The following is a 16,545-nucleotide window of genomic DNA, read 5'->3' as shown; positions in this document are numbered from 1 at the left end:
ACGCACACAGAGATTTTCCGAACACCCATTGACTCGAATCTCAACCGAAAGGACTGACACCATGACGACGATCGCCAACGACGTCACCGAGCTCATCGGCCACACTCCGCTGGTCAAGATCAACAAACTCTTCCCGGATTCCCAGGCCACCGTGCTGGCCAAGCTGGAGTTCTACAACCCGGCCTCCAGCGTCAAGGACCGCATCGCCAAGTCGATCATTGACGCGGCCGAGGCATCCGGACAGCTCAAGCCCGGCGGCACCATCGTCGAGGCCACCTCTGGCAACACCGGCGTCGGCCTGGCCCTCGTCGGTGCGGCTCGCGGCTACAAGGTCATCATCACCATGCCCGAGACCATGTCCAAGGAGCGTCGCGCCATCATTCGTCTGCTGGGTGCCGAGCTCGTGCTCACCCCCGGTGCTGATGGAGTTCCGGGTGCCAACGCCAAGGCCGCCGAAATCGTCAAGGAGACCCCTGGCGCCATTCTGGCCAGCCAGTTCGACAACCCGGCCAACCCGGAGGTTCATCATGATGCCACCGGCGAGGAGATCTGGAACGACACCGAGAGCAAGGTTGACGCCATCGTCGCCGGCATCGGCACCGGCGGCACCATCTCCGGTGCCGGCAAGTACCTCAAGGAGAAGAACCCTGAGGTGAAGACCTTCGGTGCCGAGCCCGCCGAGTCCCCGGTCATCACCAAGGGAGAGAAGGCCCCGCACAAGATCCAGGGCTGGGGCCCGGGCTTCGTGCCGGAGAACCTCGACAAGTCCGTCGTCGACGAGATTCTGCTCGTCCCTGGTGACGACGCCATTGCTTTCGCCCGCCGTGCCGCCGCCGAGGAGGGCATCATCACCGGCATCTCCGGTGGTGGCGCACTGCAGGCCGCTGGCCAGGTCGCGGCCCGTCCGGAGTTCGCCGGCAAGACGATCGTCGTCGTCATCGCCGACACCGGTGAGCGCTACCTGTCGACCGCTCTCTTCGAGGGCCTCGTCGACTGACGGCTCATTCGCGGATCGGCCGGTACCCCACCGGGGTGTCGGCCGATTTGCGTCACGAACCGGTGTGGTCGGCGACCACCCGAGCGATCGTCGTCAAGGCCGTTGCCAAGGTGTCGTCGTCGTGGCTTCCGAAACCCAGCACGATCCCAGCCGCGTCGGCGTCAGCCGATCCCCAGTAGGTCGACAGGGGAGTGACGCCGACCCCTTCATGACGACACTGTCTGACGACGTCCTCCTCGGACCCGTTGAAGAGCAACACGGCATGCAACCCACCGTCGATCGGCTGCAAGGTCGTACCGGGTACCGACCCGAGAATGTCGATGACGGTGTGGCGGCGACGTCGGTACACCTGGCGCATCCGCTGGGTGCGACGCCGTAACGCCCCGGTCGACAGGTAGTCGGCGACGGCCTCCTGGACGATGGCGGGAACAGGTTGCCCGGTGGCCTGACGCTGTTCGGCGAAGGGGTGCATCAAGTCGGGCGGGATCACCAGATAACCACACCCCAAGGCGGGGGTCAGTACCGACGAGAAGGTACCCAGCAAGATGGTGTGTTCCTCGTCCAAGGATGCCAATGCCGGAAGGGGAGCACCGACGTGACGCAGCTCGGAGTCGAAGTCATCCTCGATAATCCAGCAACCCGCCCTCTCGGCCCACTCGATGACGGCAGCCCGACGACTCGCCGACAACGATCCTCCCCAGGGGTACTGATGGCTCGGGGTGATGAGCACCGCATCCAGATTCGTCGCGTCGCTTCCGGTGGGAAGGCCCTCGGGGTCAAGTCCGTGGTCATCAGTTGGCAGCCCGACGATGCGATGGCCAAGTGCCGTCGGCACTTTCCTCAGGCTGGGGTACCCGGGGCTCTCGACCCCGACCATCAGGTGTCTGGACCTGTCACAGAGCACCTGAATGAGCTCGGCCAGTCCGGCGCGGGCACCACCGGTGACGACGACCTGGCGCGGATCGGCGAGCAGGCTTCGCATCTGACGTAGGTGCTCGGCGACTTCATGCCGCAGCCGAGGAGACCCCAACGGATCGGTGATCCGGCGCGGTTGGACGCAGGCGCGATGCCAGGCCGACCGCCACGCTGAGTTCGCCAATCCGGCCGTGTCGGGTGCTCCCGGCGCCAGATCGATTCCGTGGCGATGGTGAGGGGACGGGGGAGGGGTCGGCGTTGCGGAGCGCCGATGGAGACCTCGCAGGTCAGGGTTGACCTGGGTGCCCGACCCGCTCGCCGCGACGAGGTACCCCTCAGCCTCCAGCTGTTCGTAGGAGGCGACGACCGTGCCGCGGGACACCCCGAGTTGGGCGGACAAGGCCCTGGTACTTGGCAGATGGTCCCCCGGGGCCAGCACCCCGTCCATGATGAGACCGCGCACCCCCTCGCAGATCCGCACCGGGAGCGGCTGGGAGTCCTGAGGAAGGTCCAGCGGCACGTCGACGACGAGATCCGGTCTCATCTCGTCCATCCGAGAAGTGGTCCAACGGAAGTGGTCATATATGGATCTTGTCATGAACCACAATCGTCGATTCGATGAGGTACATGACTGAGAATGCAACTACCACTGGGACCACGCGGGTCAAGCGTGGACTGGCCGACATGCTCAAGGGCGGCGTCATCATGGACGTCGTCACCCCCGAGCAGGCGAGGATCGCCGAGGATGCCGGAGCCTGCGCCGTCATGGCCCTGGAACGTGTCCCTGCCGACATCCGCGCCCAGGGGGGAGTGGCCCGGATGAGTGATCCCGACCTCATCGGGGGAATTATCGACGCCGTCTCCATCCCTGTCATGGCCAAGGCTCGTATCGGCCACTTCGTCGAGGCTCAGGTGTTGGAATCCCTCAAGGTGGACTTCATTGACGAGTCCGAGGTGCTCAGCCCGGCTGACTACGCCAATCACATCGACAAGTGGGCCTTTGACGTCCCCTTCGTCTGCGGCGCCACCAACCTGGGTGAGGCCCTGCGTCGCATCACCGAGGGCGCCGCCATGATCCGCTCCAAAGGTGAGGCCGGCACTGGTGACGTCTCGGAGGCCGTCCGCCACCTGCGCACCATTCGAGCCGAGATGGCACGTCTGAGCAGCATGTCTCCTGATGAGCTCTATGTCGCCGCCAAGGAACTGCAGGCCCCGTACGATCTCGTCGTCGAGGTGGCTCGTACGGGTGAGCTCCCGGTGGTGCTCTTCGTTGCCGGTGGTGTGGCGACTCCGGCTGACGCCGCCCTCGTCATGCAGATGGGTGCCCAGGGCGTCTTCGTCGGGTCTGGCATCTTCAAGTCCGGCAATCCTGCTGCCCGCGCCGCTGCCATCGTCAAGGCCACCACCGCCTACGACGATCCCGACACCATCGCCGAGGTCTCCCGCGGACTGGGCGAGGCCATGGTGGGCATCAATGTCGCCGACGTCCCGGCGCCGCACCGTCTGGCCGAGCGGGGTTGGTGAGGTGGCTCCACTCATTGGGGTCGTCGCCCTGCAAGGCGGATTCGCTGAGCACATCGAGGTTCTCGAATCCCTCGGCGCGACGACCCGTCGAGTCCGTCGGGAGGCTGATCTCGAATCCCTCGACGGGATCGTCCTGCCCGGTGGGGAGTCGACGGTCATCGACAAGCTGATGAGATCTTTCGGTCTCGCCGACCCGCTGCGAGAAGCCATCACCGGAGGCCTGCCGGTGCTGGCAACCTGTGCCGGCCTCGTCGTGCTGGCGACAGAGGTGGAGGACGCCGCCACGGGCCAGCAGACCCTCGGACGGCTCGACGTCACCGTGCGTCGTAATGCGTTCGGATCCCAGCTCGACTCCTTCGAGGGACATCTGGACATCGATGGGGTGGGTGAGGGGATCCCCGCCACCTTCATTCGCGCTCCGATCGTCACCCGTACCGGGCCGGGGGTCGAGGTCATCTCGACGCTGCCCGACGATGCCGGCGAGGCGGGTGGGGCCATCGTCGGTGTCAGACAGGGGAACATCCTCGCCCTGTCTTTCCATCCCGAGGAGACGGCGGATGATCGGGTGCACCGACGGTGGCTCGATGAGCTGTCCGAGAGGGGTCTCCAGGCCGTCGGAGCGGCCAATTCCGCCCCCTCCTGAACACTGTTCAAGAGTGACGGCTAGCATTCCTCGCTGTGAGTCCTGAACAGCATCTTCTCGAATACGACAGACGTCATGTCTGGCACCCCTACGCTCCGACGGTCGGGGCCGATCCGATGCTTGCCGTCACGGCCGCCGACGGGGCCCGGTTGCAGCTCCATGACGGGGAACACCGCTACGAGGTCATTGATGGCATGGCCTCGTGGTGGTGCCAGATCCATGGTTACCGCAACCCTGTCCTCGACGAGGCCGTGAGCCGTCAGAGTTCCCAGTTCAGCCATGTGATGTTCGGTGGGCTCACCCACCAGGCAGCCGTCGACGCCGTCAAGGCCCTCGTCGACCTCGCCCCGGAACCGTTGGATCGGGTCTTCCTGGCCGACTCCGGCTCGGTGGGTGTCGAGGTGAGCCTCAAATTGGCTCGTCAGGTGCAAATTGCGCGCACTGCTGCGCGTGGCGGCACCCTCACCCGTACTCGTATCGCCGCCCTGCGCGGTGCCTACCACGGTGACACCCTCGGTGCCATGAGCGTGTGCGACCCGGTCGGCGGCATGCACGCCATGTTCTCCGACTCGATTCCCCAGCAGCTCTTCCTGCCTCGCCCGCCCTCCTTCGATGCCGATGACGATGCCGTCGAGACCTGGTGTGACCAGGCCAATGAGATCATCGACGCGCACCGCGACGAGCTGGCCGGCATCATCGTCGAGCCGATTCTGCAGGGGGCGGGCGGCATGTGGCCGTGGTCTCCGGCATGTCTGAAGCACCTTCGCCAGCGCGCTGACGACCTGGACCTCGTTCTCATCGCTGACGAGGTCGCCACCGGATTCGGTCGTACCGGAAAGCTCTTCGCCTGTGAGTGGGCCGACATCGTCCCCGACATCATGGTCGTCGGGAAGTCCATGACTGGCGGGTACATGACCCAGTCGGCCGTGCTGTGCTCCGACGAGCTCGCCACCGAGGTCAGTCGAGGCCCGGGCGGGTCCCTCATGCACGGGCCAACCTTCATGGGCAACCCACTGGCCAGCGCTGTCACCGCGGCCAGCCTGGGCATCGTCGCCCAGGGCGGATGGCAGGAAGACGTCGCCCGGATCAACGAGGTCATGTCCCGCGAGCTGACCCCGCTGCGGGACCTCGACGGTGTCATCGACGTGCGCGTCTTCGGAGCCATCGCAGCTGTTCAGGTTGACAGCCCGATCGTCATGAGACGAGCCACCCGTACCGCCGTAGAGAACCGGGTGTGGTTGCGCCCGTTCCGTGATCTCGTCTACGCCATGCCGCCCTACATCTGCACCGAGGACGACCTGGTGGTGATGGCTGCCGGAATGCGGGCAGTCGTCACCGATCAGCTGACACACACGTCATTGGAGGAGTCATGAAGATCACCGATCTGGACGGAATCGTCATCGTCACCGGAACTGACACCGATGCCGGCAAGACTGTAGCGACGGCCGTCATCGCCTCGGCCCTGAAGCAGGCCGGCAAGGAGGTCCTCATCATCAAGCCCTACCAAACCGGTTTGGCCCCCGAGGAACCCGGCGACGTCCATGACGCAGGCCGTCTGGCAGGTATTGATTCCGAGAATCTGCTCGAGTACGTGCGCTGTCCTGAGCCACTGGCCCCGACGACGTCGGCTGCCCGCGCTGGGATGACGATTCCTTCCATCGAGGAGATCGCGGCGCGAGTCCTTGTCGACTCCGACGGCTACGACGTCACTCTTGTCGAGGGTGCCGGGGGCGTTCTCGTCGGTCTGGACAACGCCGGAGCCGGTGTCCTCGATCTCATGGATTCCCTGACACACCGTGGACACGAGCCCCACGTGGTCGTCGCTACCCGCTCGGTGCTGGGCAGCCTCAACCACACCGGACTGACCTGCAATGCGATCCGCGATCGCGGCCACCAGGTCGACGCCATCATTATCGGGTCCTGGCCGGCCGAGCCCGACCTGGCCGAGAGGTGCAACCTCGAGGAGATCGAGGATGCTGCCGGAGCCCCATTGGCTGGAGTAATTCCGGCCGGCATCGGAAGGGACCCCGCCGCCGTTCAGCGGACGGCCCTGACACTGGGAGAAACTCAGTGAGCGTAACCCTCGCCCCCGACTCCCAGTTGGAGGACCTGGGCTACCAGCCCAGTCTGAACCGTCAGCTTCCCCTCGGTTCGCTGTTGGTCTACGGACTGCTCTTCTTCGTCCCGATGGCCCCGGTCGCCGTCTTCGGCCCGGTAGTCAACCGCTCCGGCGGGGTACCGGTGTTGGTGTACCTGGTGGCTGCGGCCGTCATGGGGCTCTCGGCCATCAGCTATCGCGAGATGGCCCTGCGCTTCCCAGTTGCCGGATCGGTGTACGGGTACACCCGGTTCTCCCTGGGACGCGTCCCCGGGTTCATCGCCGGATGGCTCATCCTGCTCGACTACATCCTCATGCCTGCCTTGTTGACGGTGCTCTCCGCCGTCGCCCTGGCCCACATCTGGCCCAGCGTCCCGACGGGGATTTTCGCCGTGGTCTTCGTGCTGGCCTCCATGGCCCTCAACCTGCAAGGGGTGACGGTCACCACCCGAGTCGGCCTCGTCCTGCTGGCCATCCAGGTGGCGACGATCGCCGTCTTCCTGGTGTGCGTCGGGCAAGGGTTGGCCAGTGGCGAGGTGGCGTGGAGTTGGCATGCCCTGTGGCGTCCGGGGACGTCGTGGGCGTCGGTGGCCTCGGCGGTGTCCATAGCCGCGCTGAGCTACCTCGGTTTCGACGCCGTAGCCACCTTGAACGAGGAGGCTCGTGGGGGAGGCCGAGCCGTCGGCATCGTCACCCTCCTCCTCGTCGGCCTGCTCGCCGTCCTCTTCGGGGTACAGGTGTTGGCCGCCGGTCTGGTCTCTGACACCATGCACTTCGCTCCCGGCGGGGCGACCGACCGGGCCTTCTACCACACCGTCGATCAGGTGTGCCCAGGCTGGTTCACCTCGATCTTCACCGTCGTCAATGCCTTCGTCGCCATCTTCGCCTGCCTGGTCGTCGCCCATTCCTCGACAGCCCGGCTGGTCTTCGCCATGGCCCGTGACAAGGTGATGCCCTCGGTGCTCTCGCTCACCAGTTCCAAGGGTGTGCCGTGGGTGGCCACCGTTGTCGTCGCCACCGTCACCGCCATCCTGGCTGTCACCTTCGCCTCCCACGTCGAGACGATGACGACCCTGGTGACCTTCGGTGCGCTGTCGAGCTACGTCTTCCTGCACGCCGACGTCATAGTCCAGTGTGTGTTCAAGGAGGGCTCACGCAAGTGGGTGCGTCACCTCGTCGTCCCGATCCTGGGTGCCCTAACCTTGCTCATCGCCCTGGCGAAGACCGAGGAGATGACGCGGATCGTGGGCCTCAGCTGGCTCGCGGCTGGTGTCATCGGTGCGATCATCACTCGGGTACACAGATCACGTCAGGCTGGGAAATTGACTTCACATCAGGCGTAATTCCACCCCGAAGAGGCGGCTCATCGCCCACACCGCGCACACCGAGACGAGAATGCTCGCGGGAACGGTGAGCAGGCCCAGCCGGGTGAATCTGCCGATGTGGGCAGGTCGGTCATGGTCGCCGATGATGCGACGCCACAAGAGGGTGGCCAGAGATCCGGCGTAGCTGAGGTTGGGGCCGATGTTGACCCCGATGAGCATGGCCAGCACTGCGACCCACCCGGCGGGGGGGGGGGGGGGGGGGGGGGGGAGACGAAGGGCAGAAGAACCATCACTGCGGGCAGGTTGTTGATGAGGTTCGACAACAGAGCAGCGATGGCGGCGACGGCCAGCAGGCTGAGCAAGGTCTGGCCGGAGGGGACGAGATGGTCGATAAGGTTCCCCAGCCCGTTGCCGACGACGGCCTCGACGATGATTCCCAGACACAGAACGGATGATTCCCAGACACAGAACGAAGGCCAGGAAAAGGGGCTTGGTGGCGCGCAGGGCGCGTCCGGCCTCGACTGCGAAGTTCCCGCTGTGATGGACGGAACTCAGCACCATCAAGGCGAGGACGCCTCCCAGAGCGGCCCAGAAAGGTTCGGTCCCCAGCAGCGAGCACACCGCGAATCCGGCCAGGGTGAGTCCGAGGATGATGAGGGCTGTGATCGGGGCGCGTTGCTGCTTTTCGACCCCTGCGGTGATCTTTCCGGAAGGTTCCTCACGGAACTCGATGTGCATCGCCAACCATTCGATGCTGATGGATAACAGCCATGGCAGGGCCATGACGGCGGTGAAGCGTCCGAAGGTGAGTTCGGGCACGGCTGCCACCGCTAGCAGGTTCGTGAGGTTGGACACCGGCAGCAACAGGGACGCCGTATTGGCCAGATGTGCGGTGGCGTACAGGTGTGGTTCAGGTCGGGCCTCGAGTCGTCTCGTCGTCGTCAGGACGATCGGTGTCAGCAGGACGATGGTGGCGTCGAGGCTGAGAACCGCCGTCGTCACCGACGCCACGATGAAGACCCACAACAGAAGGCGATTCGAGGAGGACCTCGCGTGGGTGGCCATGAGCTTGCCGGAGTAGCGGAAGACCCCTTCGGCTCGGACAGGGCGAGGACCGCTGCCAGGAAGATGACGGTAGGTCCCATGGTGGTGACCTGGTGGCCGGCATCGGACCAACTGATGGTTCCGACGAGGCACAGCAGCAGAACTCCCGGCACTGCGGTCGTTGCCTCCGGCAGACCGTGCGGACGGACGAGGGCGAAGATCATCACGGTGACGAGGACTGCCACGCTGAGTGTCTCAGCCAACCACGACGTCGCCGCTGAATGCTATCGGAGAGTGGCGACGGTGGGCGATGAAAAGTGTTGGTGATGGCTGACATGAAGCACGATCACATTGCCATGGCGGGGTCGAGGAGGATGCTGCCATCAGCATTACCCGGTAAGGTGGTCATTCGTCTCGGGGCGTTAGCTCAGCCGGTCAGAGCAGGGGACTCATAATCCCTGGGTCGCGGGTTCGAGCCCCGCACGCCCCACTTCATACGATCCTGCAATTTGCCTGGGTAGTCCCTGGCTAGCAACCGCCACTGCGGTTATGGGTTTCGTGGCTTCGAGGTGTGAAATCGTCCGTCGAGCGCGGAATGAAGGTGTCGTGGCTGGTCATTCATTCGCATGATGAAAGAAATCAGTCAATCGGATGTTCAGGTGTCAGTTAAATGACGGGTATGAGTCTGCCGTGAAGCGGAAAACTGTACATTGGGACACTTCAGGGGCTACATAATTGGTCGTTTTGGCAATGGTGTACTGAAATGCACCATCCCCTCGGTAGTGTGATCGTCGCCTGGGCATGGGAGTCAGGTTATTGATCGACAAGGAGTGTCATTCATGAGATCTACCAAGCTACGTAGGTCGGTTCTCGCCGTCCTCACTGCGGCAGCTACTGCGCTACCGATGACGATGGCAGCCGACACCTCATGGGCTACGGATTCGGGAATCACTCCCGATCATCCCGGTGGCGTCGCTGCTCCGCATAGCCCGGATGGCGTCCCGTCGAATGGCACGGGGCCACAGTTTCGCACCTGGCCGGTGGCTTCCCATTATTCACACACGCATGTGGGTACGAATCCAAAGGGAGCTAACGATTTCACGTGTAAGCCTGCGTCAGGTACTCGACCCGTCGTCCTCATCCCGGGCACCGGTGAGGACGCATTCGCCACGTGGTCATATTACGCGCCTGAGCTCAAATTGGCCGGTCTGTGCGTATTCACCTTCAACTACAACATTCAAACGAACCCTGATCGCGAATGGGCTGCCACCACTGGCGACATTCGTTCCAGTGCCGCGTTCCTGGCCCACTATGTTGAGAAAGTACGGGCAGCGACCGGAGCCGAAAAGGTTGACCTGGTGGGGCATTCCCAGGGTGGAGGCCCCCTCCCTCGTGCCTATATCAAGTGGTTTGGAGGAGACCGGGTCGTCAACCATCTGATTGGTCTCGTCCCCTCCAATAAAGGCACCAGTGTCTACGGTTTGGCTACTTCCGTTGGCCTCGACCGGCCCGGAAGCCTGAGCGCTCGGGCTTTGCAGAACTATGCGGATAGGCACAACTATGAGTCGCTTCCGCAGCAGCTTGCGGGCTCTCGCTTCCTGGGTGAACTCAATGACGGTGGGATGACCGCACCGGGTGTCCGGTACACCGTCATCAGTACCAAGTATGACGATGTGGTGACTCCATACACCAACGCATTCATCCGTGAGTCTGGAGTAACGAACATCACCATGCAATCAGTGTGTGCCAAGGACCACACTGATCATTTCGGGTTCACCTATGACCCCGTTGCCTTCCAGGTCGTCTTCAACACGTTGCTTCCTGACAAGGCCAAGGCCATCCGCTGCGTATACGTGCCGGGGTTCATCCAGTGATCGTTATCGCTGCTGCTTCATTGGTGCGATGAGTCCTGTTAGCGCTGGTTACCATCCTGGCAACCAGCGCTAACGATGTCATGGCGGTTATGGCTCGTAGGCATGAGGGCCGCATTGGATTGGCCATGACGCGAATCAACCCAGCAAAATCCGTATCTGTCGTCCCACCGCAGACTCGTCATGGTTTCCGATGATGGGGAATCCACGATCACGCAATGTTGGGTGGGCGTCCGAGACGACATACGGATGCCCCACTAACTCCAGCATGGTGAGATCGTTGGGCATATCACCAAAAGCTGCGGCGTCAGACGGGTCAATGCCGAGATCTTGACAAACCTGGGCCAACGCCATTCCCTTCGAAACCCCGGGAGCCGCGATCTCCACGAGACCGTTCGTCATGGTGGCGGAAAAAGTCGCCGTGCCGCGGTCGCCCACGATGGGATTGACGACGTCGAAGAGCCTGTCGCTGGGGAAGTTGAAGGTACGCACCAACAGCTTGACGATGCGGCGATCGCCTCCCAGGAAGTTCTCGATCGGCCCCTCGCCGTCCGGAGGGCCGCCAATCTGCCAGCGATCGAATCCCTCGTCGGCGAACCACTGGGTGGCCTCCTCGGTGCAGAACAGAGCTTCAGGCAGAGCCTCGCGGACATCGGCAATGATCTCGGCGACGCTGGTGGGGCTCATGAAGATGTCATGGAGGACCTCGCCGGTCGTGGCATCGACGCTCACCGCCCCATTTGAGGCCAGCAGGGTCGGATGGATTGAGCGGAACGGGTCGAGAACCGTCAACCAGCGGTAGGGCCGTCCAGTGGCGAAGACGACGTGGACCCCTGTCTCGGCCGCAGCGAGCATCGCCTCGGTGTTCTCGGCGCTGGGCATCTTGTCAGCGCCCAGAAAGGTGCCGTCCAAATCAGTGGCGATGAGTGAGACCATCACAACCTTCCTCGCCCGGTCGGAGATCCCGACGACGTACCGGTGCCGGCTCCCGGCGACTGCATCGACGGGGTGCGCGACGGACTCCTTGATGGGTTGTTCGACATGCTCGGCGATGCGCTCCTACCCGTTGACGGGGACTGCGACTCGCTCGGCGTGGCACTGTGCGACACGCTGCTGTACGACGGAGACGCGCTCTGGCTCGATCCTTGGCTCGGGCCGGGACTCGAAGAACTGTTGGCAGAACTACTCGACGAGGCAGAGGTCGGAACCGGTGGAGGCGGGGGAGTGGGCGGCACGTTCTGGAACAACAGCACCGCGATGAGCAGACCAGTCAGGGCGATGAAGATTGTGAGCAGCCATGCCACCACAGTCGTCGACCAGCCGACCCTGTCACGACGACCCGGCCACGGCAGCGGCCAGGCGCGCACCCGGCCGGGAAGGGTGTCGTCGATCCAGTGCAACCGGAAATTCGGGCCTGCAACTGACGATCCCGAGAGGGCCGACATGTCGACGGCTTCCAGGATGCGTCGGGCCTCGGCCACCGCTGCTGCCGACCCGTCATGGACCAAGGCCACCCACGGGGCCAGGGACTCACCGCCAGCCCCGTCCGGACCAGTCACAGGGCGGTACAACTCGCCCAAGCGTCCAGAGTTCTGTCCCGCGCCACCGCGAGCAATGACGGTCTCGGAGTGCAGGTGGTTGACCTCCCCCGCCAACCGGTCCCAGGAAGCCGGATCACTCGCGGCGCCATGGGACAACAGAATGATGAGGACGGCCCGGCCGTCGTCATCATGGGCCCGGAACACAGTGCCCGAGGCCATCGCGAGAACACGGACATCGAGCCAGAACTCGTCGATCCTCGGTGGGTCGCACGGTTCCAGTGGCAGGGCCTCGATGGGCCACGGGTTACTCGACATCGCCCACCATCTCACCACATTCCAGCCGTGACCTCCGAACGACAGGCGTTCGCACTTGGTGATTTCTCACCGTTCTTGGGCTGCGGCACTCTGACGGTATCGTGAGTGCGGGCCCGTCACGGGTCATGCGCAAACCAGGCAGGAGACGTCAGTGAGCACCCAGCACTACTCGGATGGTCAGGACATCGGCAAGGGCAACCAGGACGCCCCGATGTCCAATGACGAGGCCGCTCGCCTCATCGGGCAGGCCATCGGGCAGGTCCAGCGGGTCATCGTCGGCCAGGAACGCATGGTCGAACAGCTCATGGTCGGTGTGCTGGCCAAGGGCCACATCCTTCTGGAAGGTGTTCCCGGTGTCGCCAAGACCTTGGCGGTGCGCTCCTTCGCGACGGTCCTCGGCGGTAACTTCGCCCGAGTGCAGTTCACCCCGGACCTCGTCCCCTCCGACATCGTCGGCACCCGCATCTACTCGGCCTCCAAGGAGACCTTCGACATCGAGCTCGGCCCGGTCTTCGTCAACTTCGTGCTGGCCGACGAGATCAACCGAGCTCCGGCCAAGGTCCAGTCGGCGATGCTCGAGCTCATGGCCGAGAAGCAAGTGTCCATCGCAGGACAGACCTTCCCGGCCCCGCACCCCTTCAGCGTCATTGCCACCCAGAACCCGGTGGAGTCTGAGGGCGTCTACCCGCTCCCGGAAGCCCAGCGCGACCGTTTCCTACTCAAGATCGACGTTCCCTACCCGCGAGGCAACGAGGAGTTCGAGATCCTGCTCCGGATGAGCGTCAAGGCTCCCGAGCCCCAGCAGGTGCTGACTCCCGAGACCGTCATAGCCCTGCAGGACATGGCCTCCGACGTCTTTGTTCACAACCTCGTCGCCGAATACGTGGTCCGGCTGGTGCTGGCCACCCGTAATCCGGGCGATTTCGGGATGCCGGACCTCGCCAACGTCATCCAGATCGGCTGCTCACCACGCGCCACCCTCGGTCTGATTGCCGCTGCGCGTGCCCTGGCCCTCGTTCATGGTCGTGACTACGTCCTTCCCACCGACGTCCAGGCCGTCGCCGTCGACGTCATGGCCCACCGTCTGGTGCTCAGCTTCGACGCCATCGCTGACAACGTCTCGGCCTCGGACGCCATCGAGCGGGTTGTCGCCATGGTTCCGCCGCCCACCCCGGTATGGAACGAGGAGCAGCGCCAGGCCGCCCACCAGCAGCACAGCTACCCCGACGACTTGGGCCAGTACCCCGCTCCGACGACTCCGCCTGTCCAGCACTGAGGCGTCCCCATGACGCGACCGACATTTCGCGATCCGCAGCCACCGTCGGTGGCGCAGACCCTGGTGAGTCCGCCCACGGGGGCGACCCTGCCGCTCAATCAGCTCGCCCCCGAGGCTGCGTTGCGCCGACTGGAGCTGACGATCGTGCGTCGTCTGGAGGGTTTCCTGCATGGTGACCACCTCGGTCTGCTCCCGGGCACCGGGGCTGACGTCAATGATGCCCGCCCCTACGAGCCCGGCCAGGACGACGTGCGCATGATGGACTGGGCCGTCACCGCTCGTACCACCGTTCCACATGTACGAGAGACCATCGCTGATCGCGAGCTCGAGGTGTGGGCCCTGCTGGACGTCACCGGGTCGATGAACTGGGGCACCGTGTCCATGACCAAGCGTGATCTGGGGATCGCAGCGGTTGCCACCATCGGATTCCTGTCCCAGCGGATGGGGGACCGATTCGGTGGCCTCATCATGCGTCCGGATTCAGTGCGTCGTCTGCCAGCGCGCTCTGGCAGAACTGCCCTCTACGGCTTGTTGCGCTCGATGCTGACCGAACCGATCGTCGCCGACAATGCAGCTGGTGACATGATCCTGGCCAAGGGGATCGAGAACCTGGCTGCATCGGGCCGACGCCGAGGCATGAAGGTGGTCGTCTCGGACTTCCTCTCCCCGGGCGACAACACGCTCGACCCCAACAACCGCCCCGACTGGGAACGGTCCCTGCGAAGGCTCTCGGTGCGCAACCAGGTGCTGTGCATCGAGGTCGTTGACGCTGCCGAGGTTGATTTCCCTGACGTGGGTGATGTCATGGTGCGAGATCCAGAAACCTCCTTCGCCCACTACGTCGATACCGCCGACAAGGCCACCCGGGAGCGCATGAATGCGGCTTCCCGGGCTCAGCGCGAGCGGGTCGCGGCTGCCATTCGCCGAGCTGGAGCCGGTCATCTGCAATTACGCACCGACTCCGACTGGGTCACCGACATTGCCCGCTTCGTGCTCGGGTACCGCCGCACTGCGGCCATCCTGCATCAGCCTCCGCAGGGGGTGACGAAGTGACGCCATTGTTCCTGGGTCTGCCTGAGGTCAAGACCCCGTGGGTCCTGTGGCTGCTGTTGATCATCCCGGCGCTGTTGATCTTCTACATCTGGGCCCTGCACCGCAGTCGCTCAACCGCGATGAGGTTCACCAATACCGCGATCCTCGGTTCGGTGATGAGCAGGCAGCCGCAGTGGAAGAGACACATCGCCGTTGCTGCCGCGCTGCTGTGCCTGGCGACGACCATCTTCGCGTGGGCCCGTCCGATGGGCATCGAGAAGGTGCCGCGCGATCGCGCCACGATCGTGGTCGCCATCGACGCCTCCTTGTCCATGAAGGCCGAGGACGTCTCGCCCAATCGTCTCGCAGCTGCCAAGGCCAAGGCCAAGGACTTCATCAACAGCCTTCCGGAGGGGTTCAACGTCTCGGTGGTGAGCATCTCCGAGCATTCCGAGATTCGGATGCCCCCCTCGACCGACCGACCCACCGTACTGCGTGCCGTCGACGGCATTGAGCTGCAGGACGGTACCGCTCTTGGCGGGGCCATCGACAAGTCCATCGAGGCTGTCAAGATGGCTCCGGGAGCCAAGGACTCCAAGGATCCCATTCCGGCAGCGATCGTCATGCTCAGCGACGGCGGCAACACCCAGGGCGGGTCGCCGATGGTTGCCGCCACTCGTGCTGCCGCAGCCAAGGTGCCGGTGTACACCATTGCCTTCGGCACCGAGACCGGCTACGTCGATCTCGACGGGAATCGGGAAAGGGTCGCTCCCGACACCAAGCTCCTGTCGGCCATCGCTGACCGTACTGACGGTCGGTCCTGGTCCGCGGACTCGGCTGACAAGCTCCAGGAGGTCTACGAGCAGGTGCACTCCTCGGTGGGTTACGAACCGGTCAAGAAGGAGGTGACGGCAACCTGGGCCTTCTATGCCTTCTGCTTCGCCGTCGTCTCAGGGTTGGCGACGCTGTCGGTGGCGGTGGGATGGCCGTGATGACACTCATCGCTTTCGGACGTCCGGGACGCCTCTGGTGGCTGCTGGTGCCGCTTGCGTTCCTCGTCGTCTATCTGATTGTCGTCATGTGGCGTCGCCAGCCGCAGCAGGGCGGCAATGAACTCAAGAGGCTGTTGTCCAGCTCCCGCCCATGGAAGCAGCATGTGGCGATGGGGCTGTCGGTGGTGTCGATGGCGACCATGGTGTTGGCCTTCGCCCAGCCCAAGGCCTACCACGAGGTGCCACGAGATCGAGCGACGGTCGTCGTCGCCATGGACGTCTCACGGTCCATGGTGTCCACCGACGTCGATCCGTCCCGGCTTTCTGCGGCCAAGACCGCGGCCAAGGAGTTCGTCGGCGACCTGCCGCCACGATTCAATGTCTCGCTGGTGAAGTTCGCGGCCTCCGCGCAGATCGTGGTGCCTCCCACCACCGACCGGACTGCGGTGTCGACCGCGATCTCCAACCTCCAGGTGATGCCGTCCACCGCCATCGGCGATGGGATCTATTCCTCCCTCAACGCCTTGAAACTGGTGCCGGATGACCCGAAGCATCCTGGACGTAAGCCTCCTGCGGCAGTCGTGCTGTTGTCGGACGGCGCCACCAACATTGGGCGTCCCTCCCTTGACGCCGCCAAGGAAGCCGCACGCGAGCATGTGCCGGTGTACACCATCGCTTACGGAACCGCCAACGGATATGTCGTTCAGGGGGGCCAGCGCCAGGCCGTTCCGGTCAACCACTATGAACTCGCCGCAGTGGCGAAAGCGTCCGGAGGAGAGAAGTTCTCGGCGGAATCCTTGGGTCAGCTCTCCGACGTCTACAAGTCGATCGCTCAGTCGGTCGGCTACGAGAAGGTCTTCGGCGAGGTTACCGACAAATATGTTGGCGTCGCTCTGGCCCTCATGGTGTTGACGGCGGCTTCCGTCATCAGCTTGTGTGCCCGGTGGCCCTGATTTGTCGTCCTGATCGGGA

General features: G+C 64.1%; 15 protein-coding genes, 1 tRNA gene and 1 pseudogene. 12 read left to right on the top strand and 5 right to left on the bottom strand.

Annotated features, from left to right (window positions below):
• Positions 1–61: 61 nt before the first annotated feature.
• Positions 62–997 (top strand): cysteine synthase A, encoded by a 936-nt coding sequence (gene cysK, locus PALO_RS06265; protein ID WP_004811631.1) that lies wholly within the window; start codon positions 62–64, stop codon positions 995–997.
• 52 nt (positions 998–1,049) lie between these two features.
• On the opposite strand, the gene pdxR is transcribed toward cysK, so the two are convergent.
• Complete coding sequence (gene pdxR, locus PALO_RS06260; protein WP_177166358.1) at positions 1,050–2,456, bottom strand: MocR-like pyridoxine biosynthesis transcription factor PdxR; 1,407 nt, start codon at positions 2,454–2,456, stop codon at positions 1,050–1,052.
• A gap of 83 nt (positions 2,457–2,539) precedes the next feature.
• On the opposite strand from pdxR, the gene pdxS reads away from it, so the two are divergent.
• The 5 genes from pdxS to PALO_RS06235 are packed head-to-tail and all read left to right on the top strand — an operon-like array spanning position 2,540 to position 7,520.
• Positions 2,540–3,436 (top strand): pyridoxal 5'-phosphate synthase lyase subunit PdxS, encoded by an 897-nt coding sequence (gene pdxS / locus PALO_RS06255; RefSeq protein WP_015582858.1) that lies wholly within the window; start codon positions 2,540–2,542, stop codon positions 3,434–3,436.
• Positions 3,387–4,079, top strand: coding sequence for a pyridoxal 5'-phosphate synthase glutaminase subunit PdxT (pdxT, locus tag PALO_RS06250; RefSeq protein ID WP_015582857.1), 693 nt, complete (start codon positions 3,387–3,389; stop codon positions 4,077–4,079). Before pdxS ends, pdxT begins: the two co-directional genes overlap by 50 nt.
• 35 nt (positions 4,080–4,114) lie before the next feature.
• Positions 4,115–5,452: an adenosylmethionine--8-amino-7-oxononanoate transaminase gene (bioA, locus tag PALO_RS06245; RefSeq protein ID WP_015582856.1), complete on the top strand. Its 1,338-nt coding sequence runs from the start codon at positions 4,115–4,117 to the stop codon at positions 5,450–5,452.
• Positions 5,449–6,153 (top strand): dethiobiotin synthase, encoded by a 705-nt coding sequence (gene bioD / locus PALO_RS06240; protein WP_015582855.1) that lies wholly within the window; start codon positions 5,449–5,451, stop codon positions 6,151–6,153. Before bioA ends, bioD begins: the two co-directional genes overlap by 4 nt.
• Entirely contained in the window at positions 6,150–7,520 is a 1,371-nt protein-coding gene (locus tag PALO_RS06235) for an APC family permease (RefSeq protein WP_015582854.1), read from the top strand. The genes bioD and PALO_RS06235 overlap by 4 nt, the downstream gene beginning before the upstream one ends.
• A gap of 582 nt (positions 7,521–8,102) precedes the next feature.
• Here PALO_RS06235 and PALO_RS13080 read toward each other — a convergent pair.
• Together PALO_RS13080 and PALO_RS12845 are read right to left on the bottom strand one after the other, a co-directional pair.
• Positions 8,103–8,567, bottom strand: a pseudogene (locus PALO_RS13080) (SLC13 family permease); the annotation flags it as partial.
• Entirely contained in the window at positions 8,501–8,791 is a 291-nt protein-coding gene (locus PALO_RS12845) for an arsenical pump membrane protein (RefSeq protein ID WP_015582852.1), read from the bottom strand. The gene PALO_RS12845 and the pseudogene PALO_RS13080, both read right to left, overlap by 67 nt.
• A 171-nt stretch (positions 8,792–8,962) precedes the next feature.
• Here PALO_RS12845 and PALO_RS06225 point away from each other — a divergent pair.
• Together PALO_RS06225 and PALO_RS06220 are read left to right on the top strand one after the other, a co-directional pair.
• Positions 8,963–9,036 (top strand) — tRNA-Ile (locus tag PALO_RS06225).
• A 349-nt stretch (positions 9,037–9,385) separates the two neighbouring features.
• Positions 9,386–10,420 carry an esterase/lipase family protein gene (locus PALO_RS06220; RefSeq protein WP_041710053.1) on the top strand — a complete coding sequence of 345 codons (1,035 nt, stop codon included), beginning with the start codon at positions 9,386–9,388 and terminating at the stop codon, positions 10,418–10,420.
• A 135-nt stretch (positions 10,421–10,555) separates the two neighbouring features.
• On the opposite strand, the gene PALO_RS06215 is transcribed toward PALO_RS06220, so the two are convergent.
• Together PALO_RS06215 and PALO_RS06210 are read right to left on the bottom strand one after the other, a co-directional pair.
• Positions 10,556–11,353, bottom strand: a complete 798-nt coding sequence (locus tag PALO_RS06215; protein ID WP_004811622.1) for an HAD hydrolase family protein — start codon at positions 11,351–11,353, stop codon at positions 10,556–10,558.
• Positions 11,353–12,273: a hypothetical protein gene (locus tag PALO_RS06210; protein ID WP_015582850.1), complete on the bottom strand. Its 921-nt coding sequence runs from the start codon at positions 12,271–12,273 to the stop codon at positions 11,353–11,355. Before PALO_RS06210 ends, PALO_RS06215 begins: the two co-directional genes overlap by 1 nt.
• Before the next feature lie 211 nt (positions 12,274–12,484).
• Here PALO_RS06210 and PALO_RS06205 point away from each other — a divergent pair, with 211 nt between their 5' ends.
• The 4 genes from PALO_RS06205 to PALO_RS06190 are packed head-to-tail and all read left to right on the top strand — an operon-like array spanning position 12,485 to position 16,526.
• On the top strand, positions 12,485–13,549 hold the full coding sequence (locus tag PALO_RS06205; protein WP_238137860.1) for an AAA family ATPase: 1,065 nt from the start codon (positions 12,485–12,487) through the stop codon (positions 13,547–13,549).
• Positions 13,550–13,597: 48 nt separating this feature from the next.
• Positions 13,598–14,602, top strand: a complete 1,005-nt coding sequence (locus tag PALO_RS06200; protein WP_174266671.1) for a DUF58 domain-containing protein — start codon at positions 13,598–13,600, stop codon at positions 14,600–14,602.
• A complete protein-coding gene (locus PALO_RS06195; RefSeq protein ID WP_004811618.1) occupies positions 14,599–15,573 on the top strand; it encodes a VWA domain-containing protein in 975 nt (324 codons plus the stop codon). Before PALO_RS06200 ends, PALO_RS06195 begins: the two co-directional genes overlap by 4 nt.
• A complete protein-coding gene (locus PALO_RS06190) occupies positions 15,564–16,526 on the top strand; it encodes a VWA domain-containing protein (protein WP_004811617.1) in 963 nt (320 codons plus the stop codon). The genes PALO_RS06195 and PALO_RS06190 overlap by 10 nt, the downstream gene beginning before the upstream one ends.
• The last annotated feature ends 19 nt before the right edge of the window (positions 16,527–16,545 follow it).

Source organism: Cutibacterium avidum 44067, from assembly GCF_000367205.1.
In the GTDB taxonomy this organism is placed as follows: domain Bacteria; phylum Actinomycetota; class Actinomycetes; order Propionibacteriales; family Propionibacteriaceae; genus Cutibacterium; species Cutibacterium avidum.
Note: the sequence above shows the minus strand (reverse complement) of the source record. Positions and strands in the feature narration are given on the sequence as shown.

Coding starts and splice junctions, on each gene's coding strand:
- PALO_RS06220 (WP_041710053.1), top strand. CDS start 9,386: ATGAGATCTACCAAGCTACGTAGGTCGGTTCTCGCCGTCCTCACTGCG.
- bioD (WP_015582855.1), top strand. CDS start 5,449: ATGAAGATCACCGATCTGGACGGAATCGTCATCGTCACCGGAACTGAC.
- cysK (WP_004811631.1), top strand. CDS start 62: ATGACGACGATCGCCAACGACGTCACCGAGCTCATCGGCCACACTCCG.
- pdxR (WP_177166358.1), bottom strand. CDS start 2,456: ATGAGACCGGATCTCGTCGTCGACGTGCCGCTGGACCTTCCTCAGGAC.
- PALO_RS06190 (WP_004811617.1), top strand. CDS start 15,564: ATGGCCGTGATGACACTCATCGCTTTCGGACGTCCGGGACGCCTCTGG.
- PALO_RS06215 (WP_004811622.1), bottom strand. CDS start 11,353: ATGGTCTCACTCATCGCCACTGATTTGGACGGCACCTTTCTGGGCGCT.
- pdxS (WP_015582858.1), top strand. CDS start 2,540: ATGACTGAGAATGCAACTACCACTGGGACCACGCGGGTCAAGCGTGGA.
- PALO_RS06205 (WP_238137860.1), top strand. CDS start 12,485: ATGTCCAATGACGAGGCCGCTCGCCTCATCGGGCAGGCCATCGGGCAG.
- PALO_RS06210 (WP_015582850.1), bottom strand. CDS start 12,273: ATGTCGAGTAACCCGTGGCCCATCGAGGCCCTGCCACTGGAACCGTGC.
- pdxT (WP_015582857.1), top strand. CDS start 3,387: ATGTCGCCGACGTCCCGGCGCCGCACCGTCTGGCCGAGCGGGGTTGGT.